This is a genomic window from Ruegeria sp. G12 (assembly GCF_056533565.1).
Map to the genome: position 1 here is coordinate 90,283 of NZ_JBQFOO010000004.1, position 16,623 is coordinate 106,905.

At 59.8% G+C, this 16,623-nt stretch carries 15 protein-coding genes; 10 read left to right on the top strand and 5 right to left on the bottom strand.

All coding sequences use genetic code 11. The features are described from left to right. The first annotated feature begins 2 nt into the window (after positions 1-2). Complete coding sequence (locus tag ACR0JN_RS11025) at positions 3-734, top strand: SDR family NAD(P)-dependent oxidoreductase (RefSeq protein ID WP_480885607.1); 732 nt, start codon at positions 3-5, stop codon at positions 732-734. Then, complete coding sequence (locus ACR0JN_RS11030; RefSeq protein WP_480885609.1) at positions 731-1,465, top strand: SDR family NAD(P)-dependent oxidoreductase; 735 nt, start codon at positions 731-733, stop codon at positions 1,463-1,465. The genes ACR0JN_RS11025 and ACR0JN_RS11030 overlap by 4 nt, the downstream gene beginning before the upstream one ends. On the opposite strand, the gene ACR0JN_RS11035 is transcribed toward ACR0JN_RS11030, so the two are convergent. The 5 genes from ACR0JN_RS11035 to ACR0JN_RS11055 form a co-directional block, all read right to left on the bottom strand. Then, complete coding sequence (locus ACR0JN_RS11035; RefSeq protein ID WP_480885610.1) at positions 1,466-2,806, bottom strand: NAD(P)/FAD-dependent oxidoreductase; 1,341 nt, start codon at positions 2,804-2,806, stop codon at positions 1,466-1,468. Then, complete coding sequence (locus ACR0JN_RS11040; RefSeq protein WP_480885611.1) at positions 2,803-4,299, bottom strand: aldehyde dehydrogenase; 1,497 nt, start codon at positions 4,297-4,299, stop codon at positions 2,803-2,805. Before ACR0JN_RS11040 ends, ACR0JN_RS11035 begins: the two co-directional genes overlap by 4 nt. A gap of 5 nt (positions 4,300-4,304) precedes the next feature. Beyond that, positions 4,305-5,222 (bottom strand): dihydrodipicolinate synthase family protein, encoded by a 918-nt coding sequence (locus tag ACR0JN_RS11045; RefSeq protein WP_480885613.1) that lies wholly within the window; start codon positions 5,220-5,222, stop codon positions 4,305-4,307. A gap of 8 nt (positions 5,223-5,230) precedes the next feature. Then, entirely contained in the window at positions 5,231-5,941 is a 711-nt protein-coding gene (locus tag ACR0JN_RS11050) for a GntR family transcriptional regulator (RefSeq protein WP_480885614.1), read from the bottom strand. Between the two features lie 413 nt (positions 5,942-6,354). Then, positions 6,355-7,188 (bottom strand): IclR family transcriptional regulator, encoded by an 834-nt coding sequence (locus tag ACR0JN_RS11055; protein ID WP_480885616.1) that lies wholly within the window; start codon positions 7,186-7,188, stop codon positions 6,355-6,357. Between the two features lie 244 nt (positions 7,189-7,432). Here ACR0JN_RS11055 and ACR0JN_RS11060 point away from each other — a divergent pair, with 244 nt between their 5' ends. The 8 genes from ACR0JN_RS11060 to ACR0JN_RS11095 all read left to right on the top strand — a co-directional run bounded on the left by ACR0JN_RS11060 (position 7,433) and on the right by ACR0JN_RS11095 (position 16,621). Beyond that, entirely contained in the window at positions 7,433-8,527 is a 1,095-nt protein-coding gene (locus tag ACR0JN_RS11060) for a TRAP transporter substrate-binding protein (protein WP_480816027.1), read from the top strand. Positions 8,528-8,607: 80 nt separating this feature from the next. Next, positions 8,608-9,216, top strand: a complete 609-nt coding sequence (locus tag ACR0JN_RS11065) for a TRAP transporter small permease subunit (protein ID WP_480885618.1) — start codon at positions 8,608-8,610, stop codon at positions 9,214-9,216. After that, positions 9,209-10,573, top strand: coding sequence for a TRAP transporter large permease (locus tag ACR0JN_RS11070; protein WP_480816029.1), 1,365 nt, complete (start codon positions 9,209-9,211; stop codon positions 10,571-10,573). The genes ACR0JN_RS11065 and ACR0JN_RS11070 overlap by 8 nt, the downstream gene beginning before the upstream one ends. After that, on the top strand, positions 10,570-11,913 hold the full coding sequence (locus ACR0JN_RS11075; protein ID WP_480885619.1) for an amidase: 1,344 nt from the start codon (positions 10,570-10,572) through the stop codon (positions 11,911-11,913). Before ACR0JN_RS11070 ends, ACR0JN_RS11075 begins: the two co-directional genes overlap by 4 nt. 17 nt (positions 11,914-11,930) lie before the next feature. Next, positions 11,931-12,125, top strand: coding sequence for a hypothetical protein (locus ACR0JN_RS11080; protein ID WP_480816031.1), 195 nt, complete (start codon positions 11,931-11,933; stop codon positions 12,123-12,125). 4 nt (positions 12,126-12,129) lie between these two features. Then, positions 12,130-13,092: a 2-hydroxyacid dehydrogenase gene (locus ACR0JN_RS11085; RefSeq protein WP_480816032.1), complete on the top strand. Its 963-nt coding sequence runs from the start codon at positions 12,130-12,132 to the stop codon at positions 13,090-13,092. A 12-nt stretch (positions 13,093-13,104) separates the two neighbouring features. Then, on the top strand, positions 13,105-13,977 hold the full coding sequence (locus ACR0JN_RS11090) for an NAD(P)-dependent oxidoreductase (RefSeq protein ID WP_480885621.1): 873 nt from the start codon (positions 13,105-13,107) through the stop codon (positions 13,975-13,977). Positions 13,978-14,119: 142 nt separating this feature from the next. Continuing rightward, a complete protein-coding gene (locus tag ACR0JN_RS11095; protein WP_480816034.1) occupies positions 14,120-16,621 on the top strand; it encodes a cation:proton antiporter in 2,502 nt (833 codons plus the stop codon). Positions 16,622-16,623: the final 2 nt, after the last annotated feature.

The following is a 16,623-nucleotide window of genomic DNA, read 5'->3' on the forward strand; positions in this document are numbered from 1 at the left end:
CTATGAGCCTAGAAGGTAAGACAGCACTGGTGACCGGCGCAGCCGGGGGCATCGGAGCGTCTATCGCGGCGCGCCTGCGCGAGGCAAGGGTGCACGTTGCGGTTGCGGATCGCGACGTCAGTGGGATTGAGGCCGAGGTACATTTGCCCGGCGATTTGCTGGATCATACTTATGCAGACGGGCTGGCCCAGGCAGCGGCGGACGGGCTTGGCGGTTTGGACATTGTGGTGAATAATGCCGGTGTGATCACTCGCGGGTCCGTGACCGAAACCTCGGATCAGGACTGGTCACTTTCGCTGGGTGTCAATGTCGAGGCCCCGTTCCGTATCTGCCGTGCCGCGATCCCGATCATGGCGGCAGCGGGCGGCGGGGCCATCGTCAATACCGCCTCATGCTGGGGCCTACGGCCCGGTCCCAACCACGCGGTCTATTGCATGACCAAAGCCGCCATCGCATCCCTGACGCAATGTATGGGCATGGACCACGCGTATCAGGGCATTCGCATCAACGCCGTCTGCCCGAACGAGGTGAACACGCCCATGCTGCGCTCGGGCTTTGAAAAGCGCGGGTTCGATCCGGATACGGCGGTGGTCGAACTGGGCCAGACCGTCCCGCTGGGCCGCATCGCTGAACCTGAAGACATCGCGGATGTCGTCATGTTCCTGATCTCGGACGCCGCCCGCTATGTCTGCGGCTCATTGGTCGAGGTCAATGGCGGGAAGCCGGTGTCATGACCCGATTTAAGGGCAAAGTTGCGCTGATCACAGGCGGGCGCAGCGGAATCGGTCGGGCTATCGCCGAGCGGTTGCAGCAGGAAGGCGCGCACGTGATTACCGCGCAGCGGAGCGCAGATAGCCGGTTCGACAGTATCGCTGCGGATTTCACCGATCCTGACAGTCCGGCGCGGGTGGTGTCAGAGGTGATCGACCGCACCGGCCAGTTGGACGTGCTGGTTAACAATGCGGGCATGATGCAGGAAGCCTCGGTCGAAGACATGAGCCTGCAGGACTGGCAGCGCAACCTGTCGGTCAACCTGACCGCACCTTTCCTGATGATCAAAGCCGCGCTGCCCTATCTCCGCCAAAGCCGGGGCAGCATTGTGAACACTGGCTCGGTCGAGGGGCTGGGCAGCAATCCCGGACACGCGGCCTATTGCGCCTCAAAGGCCGGGCTGCACGGCCTGACCCGAGCTGTGGCCGTCGATCACGGGGCCGAGGGCATTCGCTGCAACGCGGTTGCGCCGGGGTGGATCGACACGGATCTTAACCTCGATTTTATCGAAAGCATGGAAGATCCCGCCGCGTTCCGCAGGGACATCTCAAAAATCCATCCTGTTGCCCGCACTGGCAAGCCCGAGGAAGTCGCGGCGCTGGTCGCATTCCTCGCCTCGTCCGATGCCAGCTTTATCACCGGGCAGATTTACACCGTGGATGGCGGGCGCATGGCCAAGCTGAGCCTGCCCTGATCAATCCTCGCGCGCGCGCCATTCTCTCCAGCGCAGAACCACATTTGCGCCAATCTCGCGGAACGGTTGCGGGGGCAGGGGCTTGGGCCGGGCTTCCGCCTCAAAATGCCGGGTGATCTCCGAGCTGTGGCCACAGGCTTGCTCCGCGGCGGCGATGCCCGTCAGAGTGCCGCGCGCGGTGCCCAGCCCGTTCTGCACGCAACCGGAATAGACTCCAGCCTCGATTTCACGCGCGACCGAAACACCGTTGAGGCTCAGGCACAAGTGGCCCGCCCATTGGTATTGCATCTGCATACCGGCCAGTTGCGGAAACCGCTGATCGAATTTGCGTTGCATCACGCGCGCGGCGCGGTTCAGGTCGCTGGCTTTGGAGGCCATCCCGGGGCGCATGGCAGCGCAGGTGCGGGTGACGATACGGTTGCCGCCTTGCCCGGTGTCGATACGGCGCATGGTGGTGCCCATCGGATCGGACGGGGTAATCCCCCACCGCGATTGCCCGCCCAGCTTTTTCAGCGCGTCCCCGTCCAGCTCCGGGGTCATGACGGCAAACAGAAAAATCTGCATCAGGCGGTCGCGTTCAATCCCGAAGCTTTCAAGATGGCCGTTGACCGTCAGAATGACCTTTGACGCGGTTATGGCCGCCTTTTCTGCCTGCACCCGCCAGCCTTCGCCGTCGCGGGCAAAACCTGTGACAGGGCTGTTTTCAAAGATCTGCACCCTTCGCCGGATCAGCCCGGCGGCCAGCCCACGGATATAGCCCGCAGGCTGCAGCGTGACCGTGCCGGGGGTATAGAGCCCCGAGATGTAGTGGCGCGAGCCGGTCAGATCGTACATCTGCTGAGGGTCCAGCATCTGGCTGTCCTCACCCAGCGATGCCAGGTGTTGCGCATAGCTTTTGTTACGCGCCTCGGCCCCTTCGCTGGCGGCCCCGTTTACCTTGCCCACCGGGTCGAAGAAATTTGGATCGATCTGGTATTCGTCCACCGCCGCGCGCGCGAAACCGATAGCGTGGCGGTTTAGCCCGATTATCTTGCGGTCATCACCCTCACCGGCATAATCGTCCGAGGCCAGATCATGCGGCAAGTCGATCATAAAGCCCGAGTTGCGGCCCGCCGCGCCCTCGGCAATGCGGCCCGCGTCGATCACCACAACCTTCGCATCAGGCTGCAGCTGCGTGATCCGGCGCGCGGCGGACAGGCCCGCAAAGCCGCCTCCCACGATGACGAAATCGGCATTCTGGTCGGCCTCAAGCACAATTGCGCCGGGCTGATCACCCAGAATGGCGTTCCAGGCTGCCGGCCCCCGCTGGACCGGCAGAGATTTTGCGGTGTACCCCGTCAACTTACGGCCTCATCCGCATCATCGGCCAGATCAATCCAGATCGTTTTCAACTGGGTGTATTGATCATGAGCGTGGATCGAGTTGTCCCGCCCGCCAAAGCCCGACTGCTTGTAACCCCCAAAGGGGGTCGAGATGTCGCCTTCGCCGAAGCTGTTGACGGTGACGGTCCCGGCCCGCAGGGCACGGGCCCCACGAATGGCGTGTTTGACATTGGCGGTGAAGATCGACGCGCACAGACCGTATTCCGTGTCGTTGCCCATCTTAATCGCTTCATCAAAGCCCGAAACCTCGATCACCGACAGGACCGGCCCGAAAATTTCCTCTCGCGCCAGCAAGGTGTTGTTGTCTTCAACCTCAACCACCGTGGCCTCGACAAAACCATTATTCGCCTTGCCGCCGATCACCACGTTTTCAGCCTTGTCCAGATAGGAACAGACCTTGGAATAGTGACCCTCGGACACAAGCGCACCCATGCGGGTTTCAGGGTCCAGCGGATCGCCGATATTCCACTGTTTGGAGTGATGGGCGATGCGTTCCAGCAGCTCGGCCTTTACGTTCTTGTGTACGATCAGGCGCGAGCTGGCCGAGCAGTTCTCGCCCATGTTCCAGAACGCGCCGTTGACCAGATGCTGGGCCACGCGGTCCAGATTCTCGGCGTCATCCATCACGATGGCCGGGTTCTTGCCGCCCATTTCCAGAACGACCTCTTTGGCATTCGATTCCGCCGAATAAGTCAGAAATTTCTTCCCGGTCGCGGTCGAGCCGGTGAAGGACACCATGTCGATATCCATGTGACGGCCAATCGGCTCACCCACCTCGGCACCCCCGCCGGGAAGGATGTTTAGGACGCCCGCCGGGATACCTGCCTCCATCGCCAGTTCCGCCAGCCGTAGCGCGGTCAGCGTGGTTTCCTGAGCAGGCTTAACCACCACCGAACAACCCGCCGCCAGCGCCGGACCGATCTTCCACGCCAGCATCAGCAGCGGGAAGTTCCACGGTAGCACCAGACCAACCACTCCGATGGGCTCACGCACGATCATGGCGATGTGGTCATCGCTGGCAGGGGCTACCTGATCGTAGATTTTGTCGATCGCCTCGGCGTGCCATTTCAGGCAGTGGATGGTTTCGGCGACATCCACGGTTTCGCAATCATAAATGGGCTTGCCACTGTCGATGCTTTCCATCACCGCCAACTCATGCGCGTTTCGCGTGATCAGTTTGCACAGGCGGATCAGCACGTCCTTGCGTTCGGACGGGTGCAGTTTCGACCAGCGGCCATCGTCAAAAGCCTCGCGCGCCCTTTCGACGGCGAAGTCCACATCTTCCGAGCCGCATGAGGCTATTTCGGCCAGCTTTTCACCGGTGGCCGGGTTGACGCTGGTAAAGGTCTCGCCGGACATCGCCGGGCGGAAGCTGCCGTCGATGAAAGCGCCGGTGGGCAGGGTTAAGCCTGCGGCGGTGGATTTGTATTCGTCCTGTGTCAGCAGAGCCATGTGTCTTATCCTTCTGCCACGATATCGGCGATTGTACGTTTCAAAACCCGTGTCACCTGTTCCAGCGCGCGTTTGTCGTCCTTGTTCAGACCTTTCAGCGGTGGGCGTACCGGGCCTGCGTCGATCCCGTTCATGGTGACGCCATGCTTGATGGTCTGGATGAACTTGCCGCCCTGTTCCAAAGTGTGCATCAGCGGCAGCATCGCGCTCATGATCCGTCGGCCTTTGGTGAAGTCGCCCTCGATCACGCAGGCATTGTAAAGCGCTGCATGCTCGGCTGGCAGGAAGTTCGACCCACCACAGACCCAGAACTGCGATCCCCAAGCGAAGAATTCAAGCGCCTGATCGTCCATGCCGCAGCCCAGCTGGATATGAGGGTAATCCCGCGCCAGCAGGTGCACTCGGTTGATATCGCCCGAGCTTTCCTTGATCCCGCAGAAATTCCGGCTGCGACCGACGCGATCCAGAAACTCTTCTCCCATCATTGTGCCGGTGCGGTGCGGGTAGTTGTACAGCATCACCGGCAGATCTGCGGCCTTGTCGATGGCCAACGCGTTTAGCGCATTCTCGCGGTCGGTTGGCACCGAATAGGCGGGGCTGGCCAGCAAGATCGCATCCGCCCCGATCTCGCGCGCGCCCGCCGCCAGCGCAATCGAATCCGGCGTCATCATCGCGCCCGTACCGACGACCAGAGGCGTGCGACCCTTCAGCCGTTCATGGGTGAACTTCGCCAGTTCCAGCCGTTCCGCCACGGTCTGTGAATAGTTCTCGCCGGTCGAACCGCCCGAGATCAGGCCGTGCACGCCGTTTTCAATCAGGTATTCGATCACGTCCGAAAGAGCATCCCAATGGACGCTGCCATCGTCGTGATACGGGGTCACTACAGGTGTGTAGATCCCTTCGAATTTGAACAAGGGGGTCATGTTGATCCTCATGCAGGGGTTTTGCGAGCGACAGAGCCCAGCGGCACGTCAAGCCCGTCGGGCGTGACAAACAGCTCGATCCGGTCGCGGGACAGGTTCCAGTGGTCAATGGCCAGCTGCGCAGCAGCCGCCTCATCGCCCGCCTCGATGGCGGCGATGATGGCGTCGTGCTGGGCGCTGGCTTCGGGCAGGTTCTTGGCCATCGCGGCATCCTGAGGCCGGTAGAACGTCATGCTGATCCGCGCATGGTCGATCAGCAGCCGCTTGAACGACGGTAGCAGATAGATGTTATCGGCCATATCCCCGGTAATCTCGTGAAAGCGGTTGTTGGTCATCGCCCGATCCGCGCTCGAGCCAGATCGCAACGCCGCTTTGAACGTCTCCTGCGCCTCTTTCAGCAGCTCTATCTGGTCGGGTTTCCCGTTCTTGGCGGCAAGCTGCAGAATGGCACCATAGATCATGGGCGCGGCCAGAAAAAAGTCGCGCAGCGTGGTGTAGGACATGCCGGACACCCGCGCGCCCCGGTTCTCGCGCAATTCAAGATAGCCCTCACCGGCCAGTTGGCGAAATACCTCGCGCAAAGGTGTGCGCGACAGGTCGAACTGATCCGACAGGGTTGTTTCGTCCAGGTCTTCGCCCGGCTTCAACATCTGAGTCAGCACCGCCGTTTTCAGGTGCTCGTAGAGTTGGGTCTTTCTGTGCCGCGAGGCGTCTTTCATGCCCGAACCTCCCACCAAGGCAACGGCTTACCGGCGATGATAGAATCGCCTGCAAGGCCAGGTTTCTTCGGCGCAATAATAAATATTCAAACTGTATACAATAGAAAAAGATCGTGTATGCAACTCCAAAGACCAGTTCCGGGAGGCTGGGGTGCAACGCTTGTGCAGGGAAAAGCTGGTCTTCAACCAAGTCGCAAAAGCTGCGCAGACCCTGTTCAATGACAGATTTCGCGAACCATCACGCATATGTTCCACAGGATGGTGGAAGTGGTCGGAGGGGCTGAGATTAGCCGGGGCGCGCAAAACGGACGCCCGTCTCCGCGAAGCGCCGTCACAAGTTCTTTTCCGAGTTTCAGAGATCGGCAGGTGCGCGCGTTTGCCACTGGGAACGAGTTTCTAGCTCACCGACGCAATCATTTCCCTGCGGGCCTATGCCTGAGCCTTTCCGAAATCTCATTCGCAGCCTGAATGACCGACATCGCAAGCGTGTCCAGTTTTTCGTCTGGAAACCGCGTGATAGGCCCCGAGATCGAAACGCCCGCGACAACGTTCCCCAGAGAATCGAAGACCGGCGCAGCGATACAGCGCATACCCAATGACCGTTCCTCATCGTCCAGCGCCCAACCGCGTTGCCGGGACTTTCTCAGTTCGTCCTTCAGCCGCTGTTTGTCCGTTATTGAGTTCGACGTCTGGCGAAGCAGCGAAAGCGGCTCAAGAAAACTGTCAAGGTCATCGTCTTCCATGAACGCCATTATGGTCTTGCCCACGCCGGATGTATGAAAGTAAGCGTTGGTCCCGTTCTTGATTGAAGCCCGTATCGGATTTTCCGACTCGACCTGAACAAGATACAGCAGCTTGCCACCGTCTTCGACCGCCAGATTCGCGGTCTCGCCCGTATCTTTGGACAACGCTCGCATCACCGCAGGTGCAACTTCCAGCAGGTTCGACCCCTCTTCAAACGCGTTCCCGATCCGGTAGGCTTGCGGTCCTATCCGCCAATTGCCTTGCTCGGCGTCATGGGCGACCATGCCACGATGCTGAAGCGTGCTGAGAATCCGATGTGCCGTTGCCGCCGGAATCGCGGTTTCTTTTGCAATCTCTGCCAAAGTCGCAGCCTTCGCCTCGGCAAGGTGAATCAACACGCGAATCCCACGATCAAGCGCAAGCACAGGTGATTTACCTGGCTTGTCCTGTTTTGACGGAAGGCGCGGACGACCCCGGCGTGAGGCGGCGATTTGTTCGGTCATAATGGGGCAACCAATGCTCGGATTTGTATCCACAGACTCTAGCCCGTCTGCGTGTCAAAAAAAATGAAAATTAAAAAGTACGCAATTTCATATAATTACGGTATTTTTTGAATTATTCGTGAAAGACTTTCCAAAAAATTTTGCAAATTCTGTTTTCTGGCTTATCGTTATCCGCATCCGCTGCAGGGCGGATTGGTGCCCGTGCCGAAAACAAAGAGGCGAGGGGCCAGTCAAGGGAGGAAACATGACAAAATCTTTGAACCGCAGAAGCTTTCTGCGTGGCTCGGCTGTTGTGGGCGCTGGTGCGCTTGCTGCACCCGCTGTCCATGCCGATGAAGGAGTCAACTTCAAGATGCAGGCCGCCTGGGGAGGCGGCATCTTTCTTGAAAACGCGCAAGCCTATGTGAACCGCGTCAACGAGATGTCCGGCGGCAAGCTGACGATTGAACTGTTGCCCGTGAACTCGGTGGTCAAAACAAGCCAGATGCAGGACGCGGTTCACCGCGGCGTTCTGGATGCGGCGCATTACGTCCCGGCCTATTGGTATTCGAAATCCAAAACAGCCTCGCTGTTCGGCACCGGCCCATGCTTCGGGTGGTCCAGTCAGGAAGTTCTGGGCTGGGTGAACTATGGCGGCGGCCAGGAACTGTTCGACGAACTAATGGGCATTCTTGGCCTGAACGTTGTGTCGTTCTTCAACTCGCCGATGCCGGCGCAGCCGCTTGGCTGGTTCAAGGAAGAGATCACGACCGCGGATCAGATGAACGGCCTCAAGTACCGCACCGTTGGTCTGGCAGCCGACGTTCTGCTAGAGATGGGCATGTCCGTTGTGCAGTTGCCGGGCGGCGAAATTCAGCCCGCGATGAAATCCGGACTGATCGATGCGGCGGAATTCAACAACCCGACCTCGGACCGTGACTTTGGTATGCAGGACGTGTCCAAGCACTACCACCTGGCCTCGTTCCACCAGAGCCAGGAATTCTTCGAGGTCACCTTTAACAAGGACAAGTATAACGCGCTTGCACCCGAGCTTCAGGCGATCCTGAAATACGCGTCCGAGGCCGAGAATTCCAATTTCTATTGGAACAACACCAAGCGCTATGCGGATGACCTTGTGAAGCTGGCCAACGAGCAGGGCGTCAACGTGTACCGCACACCTGACAGCGTGATGCAGGCGCAGTTGAACGCGTGGGATGTTGTGGTTGAGCGGATCGCGAACGAAGACCCGTTCTTTGCCAAAGTTATCGAAAGCCAGAAAGCCTATGCGCAGACGGTGATGAACTACCTCAACCTGAACCAGCCTGACTACAAGCTGGCATACAAGCACTATTTCGGCTGAGGCCTGAAACCTTCCGAAAACGGGATGCCGCGCGGCGCGCGGCATCCTGAACTGTGGGCAGAACAGGCGGGGAATTCACCTTGATCAAGACAATCCACGCCATCGAAGGGCTAAGCCAATGGGTCGGCAAAGCCTTCGGATGGTGCATCCTCATTCTGACACTTTCGGTGTCTTACGAAGTGTTCGTCCGCTACGTGCTGAACAAACCCACCGTCTGGGCATTCGACATGATGGTCCAGATGTACGGCGCGCTGTTCCTGATGGCCGGGGCTTACGCGCTGGCCCAAGACGCGCATGTGCGCGGCGATGTTCTGTACCGGTTGTTCTCGGTCCGCTGGCAGGCGCGCGTTGATTTCATCCTGTACATCCTCTTCTTCTTTCCCGGCATGTTTGCGCTGTTCTGGTACGGTTGGGAAATCGCCAAAGACAGCTGGCGCTATGAAGAGGTCAGTTGGAACAGCCCGGCCCGCATTCAGATTTACTTCTTCAAAACCCTGATCCCCGTCGCCGGGTTCTTGCTGATGCTGCAGGGCCTTGCCGAAATGGCACGCTGTTGGCTGGCGATGAAGAACGGCGTCTGGCTCGACCGTCTGGACGACGTGCGCGAGACTGAAGACATGCTGATGGAGGCCAGCCTGGAACGTATCCATCCAACGGGCACCAAGGACGGAGGGCGCAGCAATGACTGATCCTCAGGTCGCCATCATGATGCTCAGCCTGTTTATTGTGCTGGTGCTTCTGGGCTTTCCGATCGCGTTCACGCTGCTGGCGATGGGCGTCGGCTTTGGATACTATGCCTACTACCAGTCCGCGCCCGAAAGCATCGCGGACATCTTCAACAACAACATCTTCTACCTGCTGAACCAGAACACCTATTCGGTGATGGAGAATGACACGCTTGTCGCCATTCCGTTATTCCTGTTCATGGGCTATGTGGTGGAAAGGGCGAATATCGTCGATCGCCTGTTCTTCTCGCTTTACATGGCTGCGCGGAACCTGCCGGGGTCTCTGGCCATTGCGGCGCTGCTGACCTGCGCGGTGTTCTCGACGGCGTCCGGGATTGTGGGCGCGGTGGTCACGCTGATGGGGCTGCTGGCCTATCCGGCGATGGCCAATGCCGGGTATCAGCGCAGCTTTGCCTCGGGCGTGATCTGCGCGGGCGGGACGCTGGGCATTCTCATCCCGCCGTCGATCATGCTGATCGTCTATGCCGCGATTGCCGAGCTATCGCCTCTGCGGCTCTATGCGGCGGCGGTGTTCCCGGGACTTTTGTTGGCGGGGCTTTACATCGTCTACGTGATGATCCGTGTCTGGATAAACCCGTCACTGGCACCAAAACCACAAGAGGATGACATCCCTCCCAAGCGGCAGATTTACCTTGATCTGCTGGTGTCCTTTGTACCTTTGACGGTGCTGATCATGTTGGTGCTTGGCTCAATCCTCGGCGGATTGGCGACTCCGGCCGAGGCGGCAGCTATGGGCGCGTTGGGCGGTCTGGTGCTGGCGGTGCTGTATCGCTCGCTGACATGGGACAAGGTCAAGCAAAGCGTCTTCCTGACGGCCAAGGCCACGGCGATGGTGTGTTGGTTATTCGTCGGGTCGTGGACCTTTGCGTCGATCTTCTCATATCTCGGCGGGCATGACGTGATCGAACATTGGGTGGTGGGCATGAACCTGCAGCCCTGGCAGTTCCTGGTACTGGCGCAGTTGATCATCTTCCTGCTGGGCTGGCCGCTGGAATGGTCCGAGATTCTGATCATCTTCGTACCTATCTTTTTGCCGATGCTGGATACATTTGGCGTGAACCCGTATTTCTTCGCGATGCTGGTGGCGCTGAACCTGCAGACCTCGTTCCTGACGCCACCCATGGCGATGTCGGCCTATTACCTTAAAGGCGTGCTAAAAAATCAGATCCAGTTGATGGAGATTTTCAAAGGTCTGATGCCGTACCTCGCCATCGTGATCCTGTGCATGGTGCTGATGTACCAGTTCCCGGGCATTGCGCTGTGGCTGCCGGATTACCTGTTCGGTGTGTGGGTGCCATGACGAAACACGATCTGTCGCTGTTCTCGGCGGTTCAATCCGCCGAGGCCATTCGTGAAGGGCGCATCACGTCCGAGGCGCTGGTCGAGGCCTGCCTGAAGCGGATCGAGGAAACTGAGGCCACGGTCAAGGCATGGGCCTATCTGGACGCAGGCGTAGCGCTGGATCAGGCGCGGGAACTGGACCGCATCCGAAAGGCGGGACGCGCGACAGGGACGCTGCACGGCGTACCGGTGGGCCTGAAGGATATCGTGGACACGAAAGACATGCCCACGCAACGCGGCACGCCCATCTTCGCAGGCCGCCAGCCCGAAGCGGACGCGCGGATCGTTGAACATCTGCGCGAGGCAGGCGCGGTCATTATGGGCAAGACCAAGACTACGGAATTCGCCTTCATGCACCCGACGGACACCACCAATCCGTTTGATCCGACCCGCACGCCGGGCGGGTCCTCCAGCGGTTCGGCGGCGGCGGTGGCGGCACGGCATGTGCCTTTGGCGATTGGGACCCAGACCGGTGGCTCGGTGATCCGCCCGGCCTCGTTCTGCGGTGTCTACGGCTTCAAACCCACTCGTGGAACCATTTCACGCAGCGGAGTGTTCCGGACATCCGTGTCTCTGGATCACATCGGCGGCTTTGCCAACTCGCTGGAAGACATCGCGCTGCTGACCGACGCGGTGTCTGGCTACGACCAAACCGACCCGGTGAGTTTTGCAAGGCCTCGTGCGCATATGTTGGACGGCGCTCGGGCCGAAGCCCCGGTTGAACCCAACATCGCGTGGCTGGATTTCCCTTTTCATGACCGTCTGGAACCGGACACTGTGGAAGGCATAAATGCCGTGATCGACGGCTTGGGAGGACGGGTCGAGCGGTTTTCGGCCTCGCCGCAACTGGCCGATCTGATCAATGTACACAAAACGATCTACGACTACGAAATCCGTCAGAACATGACCGGGATTTCGAAAGATCATGGGGCCGACCTAAGCATCGAAATGCAATCTGCGATCAGTCGCGGGGCCGAGATCAGCGAAGCGCAGTATCAGGACGCTTTGGCAGTGATGGCCTCGGCGCAAAGCTTTTTTGCTGAATATTTCAATGAGTTTGACGCCATTCTCGCCCCGTCAGCCACAGGTGAGGCTCCGTCACTAGACGCCGGGCACACCGGCGCCTCGGTCTTTTGCCTGACCTGGACATTGGCAGGGCTTCCGTGCGTCACGTTGCCTTTGCTGGTCGGGGGTAACGACCTGCCGGTTGGCCTGCAACTGATCGGCGCGGTGGAAGAAGATGGTCGCCTGCTGCGTACTGCGTCGTGGGTTCAGCGCAGTCTTGGGGCGCAGGGTTAAGGAAAAAGGGGAAACACATGTCGCGATTGACCAACATCATCATGGGTATCATCGGCGTCGGCCTGATGACGATCTTCGTTCTGGGCCTTTCACACAGTATCTCGACCGGGTTCGCCGGGTTCTGGGGCGGCTTTCCGTTCATGTGCATTGCGTTCTTCGTGATCGCGCTTGCACTTTACAACTTCTGGGAAGACGCCATCAAAAAGGACTGATTTCATGAGCGACAAACCGGTCCTCTGGCTGCCGCGTCGGCTTTCTGACGCCACCATTGAACGCGCGCGCCGCGACTATGACGTGATCCTGAACGAGGCCGATACCCCGGGCACACCAGATCAGATTGTCGCAATGAGCGCGCAGGTCGATGCGATGATGCCCTGCCATTCCGAGCCGTTCTCGGCCGAAGTTGTGGCCCGCCTTGACCCGCGCCTGAAAATCGTTGCGAACCATTCCGTTGGCGTGGATCACTGCGACCTGCCTGCCTTAGCAGCCCGGGGGATCACGGTCACGAACACGCCTGACGTTCTGTCCGACGCAACAGCTGAACTGGCGATGCTGTTAATGCTGGGTGCGGCGCGCCATGCGGTTAGGGGCGATCGTTTGATGCGCAGCGGCACGTGGGACAGCTGGAGCCCGTCTTTCATGGTGGGCAAACAGGTTACAGGCGCCCGTCTTGGGATCATCGGAATGGGTCGCGTCGGTCGCGCCTTTGCGGCGAAAGCGCGTGGGTTCGACATGGAAATCCACTATTTTAACCGGACCCGCCTGTCGCCCGATCAGGAACAAGGCGCGGTTTATCATGAAAGCGTCGAAAGCCTGCTGCCAGTCGCCGATTTCCTGTCGCTTCATTGTCCGGCAACCCCCGAAACATTGGACCTGATGAACGCCGAACGGATTGCGGCGCTGCCCGACGGTGCGATATTGGTGAACTCCGCGCGTGGTGCGCTTGTGGATGAGGACGCGCTGTTGCGCGCGGTCGAAAGCGGGAAACTGGCGGCGGCGGGTCTCGATTGCTTCAAGACCGAGCCGGGTGGTAATCCCGGATTTGCGGCCCACGAAAATATCTTCATGCTGCCGCATATCGGCAGCGCCACGACCCGGACTCGCGACGCGATGGGCTTTCGAGCGTTGGACAACCTGGATGCATTCTTCGCCGGGCAAACCCCGCGAGATCTTTTGTAGAAGGAAATTAGAATGGCAAAACTTGCATTTCTTGGCCTTGGCGTCATGGGGTATCCGATGGCGGGCCACCTTCAGGCCGCGGGCCATGATGTGACGGTATATAATCGCACCTCGGCCAAAGCCGACGCTTGGGTTGCCGAGCATGGTGGCAGCATGGGCGTCACTCCGCGAGAAGCCGCCGACGGCGCAGACTTCGTGATGACCTGCGTTGGCAATGACGACGATCTGCGCAGCGTCTGCTCCGGGCCGGATGGCGCTTTTGCCGGTATGTCGGCGGGGGCCACGCTGGTAGACCACACGACCGTATCGGCAAAGGTCACGCGTGAGTTGTTTGAAGCTGCCAAAGAACAGGACCTCGCCTTTGTTGATGCCCCTATTTCGGGAGGTCAGGCCGGGGCGGAAAACGCTGTTCTTTCAATCATGTGCGGTGGTGAACAGGCCGCGTATGACGCTGCTGAACCGATCATGCAGGTCTATTCGAAAATCTGCCGCCGGATCGGGGACAGCGGCGCGGGTCAGATGACCAAGATGTGTAACCAGATCGCCATCGCCGGGCTGGTGCAAGGCCTCAGCGAAGCGCTGCATTTTGCCGAGAAGGCGGGTCTGGATTGCCGCTCGGTCGTCGAGGTGATCAGTCAGGGGGCCGCCGGTAGCTGGCAGATGGCGAACCGTTACGAAACTATGCTGGACGATCATTTCGATCACGGTTTCGCGGTGGATTGGATGCGCAAGGATCTGGGGATTTGCCTGAACACCGCGAATGAAACCGGGGCCAGCCTGCCGGTCACGGCGCTGGTTGATCAGTTCTACAAGGACGTTCAGAAGCTGGGCGGCGGGCGGTGGGATACCTCCTCGCTGCTCAAACGCCTGCGCGCTGGGGGTTGAGCGCCAGCCGCACCCAAAAAAACACCGCACCGGGCGCGGCTTCGTTGTCGCGTCCTGTTTACTTGGCAACTGGTGGCAATTTTGCTGCCGGGCTGCGAGACTGTGCGTGCGTCTCTCGTAAAGCTGAGGCTATAACAGCGGCATGGATATTGTTCTTGTAACCACAGTTGTTGCATCACTTTTTGTGGTCATAGGGCTGGCCGAACCGGTCGCCGCGCGCCTGCGTTTTCCCTACAGCGTCGTGCTTGCGGTTCTGGGAATCGTGATCGGGGCCGCCGCGACCTTTTTCCTGCGAACCGACCTGACCGAGGTGATGAACCCGGTGGCCGAAGCCATCCTCGGCTTCCCAATCCGCGCAAATGTGTTCCTGTACCTGTTCCTGCCCACGCTGCTGTTTCAGGCGACATTGGGCATGAACCTGCGGCGTATGCTGGACGACTGGGTGCCGATCTTTGTGCTGGCTATCGTCGCCGTGTTTGTTGCGACATTCACTGTTGGTTTTGCCCTGTCTGCCGTGAGTTCGCTGCCGTTGATGGCCTGCCTTCTTCTGGGTGCGATTATTTCAACAACCGACCCCTCGGCCGTTGTCAGCATCTTCCGCTCAATCGCCGCACCGCAAAGATTGTCGCGTATCATCGAAGGGGAGAGCCTGCTAAACGATGCCGCCGCCATTGCCCTATTCGGGCTGTTTGTCGGGTTCGTGATGGTCGGCGCGCCGGACCCCCAGCCGCAGGATGCCCTTGTTCAGTTTCCGTTGCTTTTGCTGGGCGGGGCCGTCACGGGTTGGTTTCTGGCCCGCGCCAGCCTGTGGCTTATGTCCCTGATCGAAGGCTTTGAACTGGCGCAGGTTTCTATCTCGCTTGCGCTGCCTTATCTGGCCTATGTCATCGCCGAACAAAGCATCGGCGCATCGGGTGTGATTGCCGTTGTAGTGGCCGGGATCACCCTGAACCTGTCAGCGCCTGGCCGCCTGACCCCACAAGCCTGGAGCCGCCTTTCAGATGTCTGGGGCGTGCTGGCTCATTGGGCCGGGGCGCTGATCTTTGTACTCGCGGCGCTTTTGATCCCGAAACTGCTCAGCGGCGTGAGATGGACGGATTTCGGGTTGATCCTGGTGGTTACACTTGCCGCTTTTTTCGCCCGGGCCGTCATTCTGTTCGGTTTTCTGCCCTTCCTGACTTTGATACGGGTTTCTCCATCCGTGGACCGCCCGTTTCGCTATGCAATCCTCTGGGGTGGTATGCGTGGGGCGGTGACGCTGGCTCTGGCGCTGGCGGTTACGGAGAACGCCCAGATTCCCGCGGAAACGCAAAGAGCGGTGGGTATCCTGGCAACCGGGTTCACCTTGTTCACGTTGCTGGTTCAGGGACCGACCTTGCGCCCGGTCATCCGTCGCCTGGGGCTCGACGCGCTTTCGACGCTGGATGAGGCGCTGTCGCAGCAGGTCGTTGCCGTTTCGCTGCAGACCGTGCGTGAGGACGTCAGGAACATGACGGCGAGCTATGAACTGAACCCCGATATCATCCGGTCCGAGGCCGTCCGGTTCGGACAAAGGCTCGATACGGCGGTGCATTCGGCCGAAGCCCGTCGGGACATTCTGGACAGGGATCGCGTGACCCTTGGTCTGATCGCGCTGGCCGGGGCCGAGCGGAACTTTGTCCTTAGTCATATGCGCGACAGATCGCTTTCTACGCGGCTGGCAGACCGGGCGCTGCTGGATATTGACCGGCTTATTGAAGGGACCCGGTTGCAGGGGCGCACGGGATATTTGCGCGCTGCGCGGCGCACCGTCGCCTATGGTCGGTTGTTTCGGGTCGCGGCGTTTCTGAACGACAGGCTGCGTTTGCGCCGCCCCCTTGCCCGCATGACCGCGCATCGGTTCGAGGTGCTGCTGGCGCAACGACTGGTGCTGCGTGACGTGTACCGGTTCGCCGACCAGCGCATCCGCCGCATCCACGGGCGGCGGGTCGCCGAGATTCTGAGGGAACTCATCGACCGACGGGCTGAGTTTGTGGATACCGCCTTGGACGGTCTTCAGCTTCAGTATCCGGGTTTCGCGGACGAGGTGCAGCGCCGCTTCATCCGCCGCATCGCCCTGCGTCTGGAAGAGCGGGAATATACTGAACTGTACGACGAAGGCTTCATCAGCGCCGAGCTGTATTCGGTGCTGCTGCATGACGTCAGTGAGAAACGCATCGAAGCGGAAAAACGCCCGATGATCGATGTGGCCCCCCGCGCGACCGAACTTGTGCGGCGTTTGCCTGTATTCTCGGATCTGGACCGGGGTGGTCTGCGCCGCCTCGCACGCGCCTTGAAAACCCGTTATGCGGAAGCCGGGGAGCGGATCATCCAGAAAGACGCACCGGCCCGAAGCGTTTACTTTATCGCCTCGGGCGCGGTCGAGCTTGAGATGGCCGGGCAGAGCTGGCGTTTGGGTCGGGGCGATATTTTCGGGCAAACAGAATTGCTGCTGCGCCAAAGACGCCGGGCCTCGGTCCGGGCCATCGCGCCGACCACGCTGCTGGTTCTGGATGAAGAGAGGTTCCGCCGACTGATCCAGCGCAGTAAATCACTGCGCAAGGCCGTGATGGCGAGTGCTGCAAATCAGGGCGTCGATCTGGGGCAACTCCTGGACCCAGAGTAGAT

Coding starts and splice junctions, on each gene's coding strand:
- ACR0JN_RS11025 (WP_480885607.1), top strand. CDS start 3: ATGAGCCTAGAAGGTAAGACAGCACTGGTGACCGGCGCAGCCGGGGGC.
- ACR0JN_RS11030 (WP_480885609.1), top strand. CDS start 731: ATGACCCGATTTAAGGGCAAAGTTGCGCTGATCACAGGCGGGCGCAGC.
- ACR0JN_RS11040 (WP_480885611.1), bottom strand. CDS start 4,299: ATGGCTCTGCTGACACAGGACGAATACAAATCCACCGCCGCAGGCTTA.
- ACR0JN_RS11045 (WP_480885613.1), bottom strand. CDS start 5,222: ATGACCCCCTTGTTCAAATTCGAAGGGATCTACACACCTGTAGTGACC.
- ACR0JN_RS11050 (WP_480885614.1), bottom strand. CDS start 5,941: ATGAAAGACGCCTCGCGGCACAGAAAGACCCAACTCTACGAGCACCTG.
- ACR0JN_RS11055 (WP_480885616.1), bottom strand. CDS start 7,188: ATGACCGAACAAATCGCCGCCTCACGCCGGGGTCGTCCGCGCCTTCCG.
- ACR0JN_RS11060 (WP_480816027.1), top strand. CDS start 7,433: ATGACAAAATCTTTGAACCGCAGAAGCTTTCTGCGTGGCTCGGCTGTT.
- ACR0JN_RS11070 (WP_480816029.1), top strand. CDS start 9,209: ATGACTGATCCTCAGGTCGCCATCATGATGCTCAGCCTGTTTATTGTG.
- ACR0JN_RS11075 (WP_480885619.1), top strand. CDS start 10,570: ATGACGAAACACGATCTGTCGCTGTTCTCGGCGGTTCAATCCGCCGAG.
- ACR0JN_RS11080 (WP_480816031.1), top strand. CDS start 11,931: ATGTCGCGATTGACCAACATCATCATGGGTATCATCGGCGTCGGCCTG.
- ACR0JN_RS11085 (WP_480816032.1), top strand. CDS start 12,130: ATGAGCGACAAACCGGTCCTCTGGCTGCCGCGTCGGCTTTCTGACGCC.
- ACR0JN_RS11090 (WP_480885621.1), top strand. CDS start 13,105: ATGGCAAAACTTGCATTTCTTGGCCTTGGCGTCATGGGGTATCCGATG.
- ACR0JN_RS11095 (WP_480816034.1), top strand. CDS start 14,120: ATGGATATTGTTCTTGTAACCACAGTTGTTGCATCACTTTTTGTGGTC.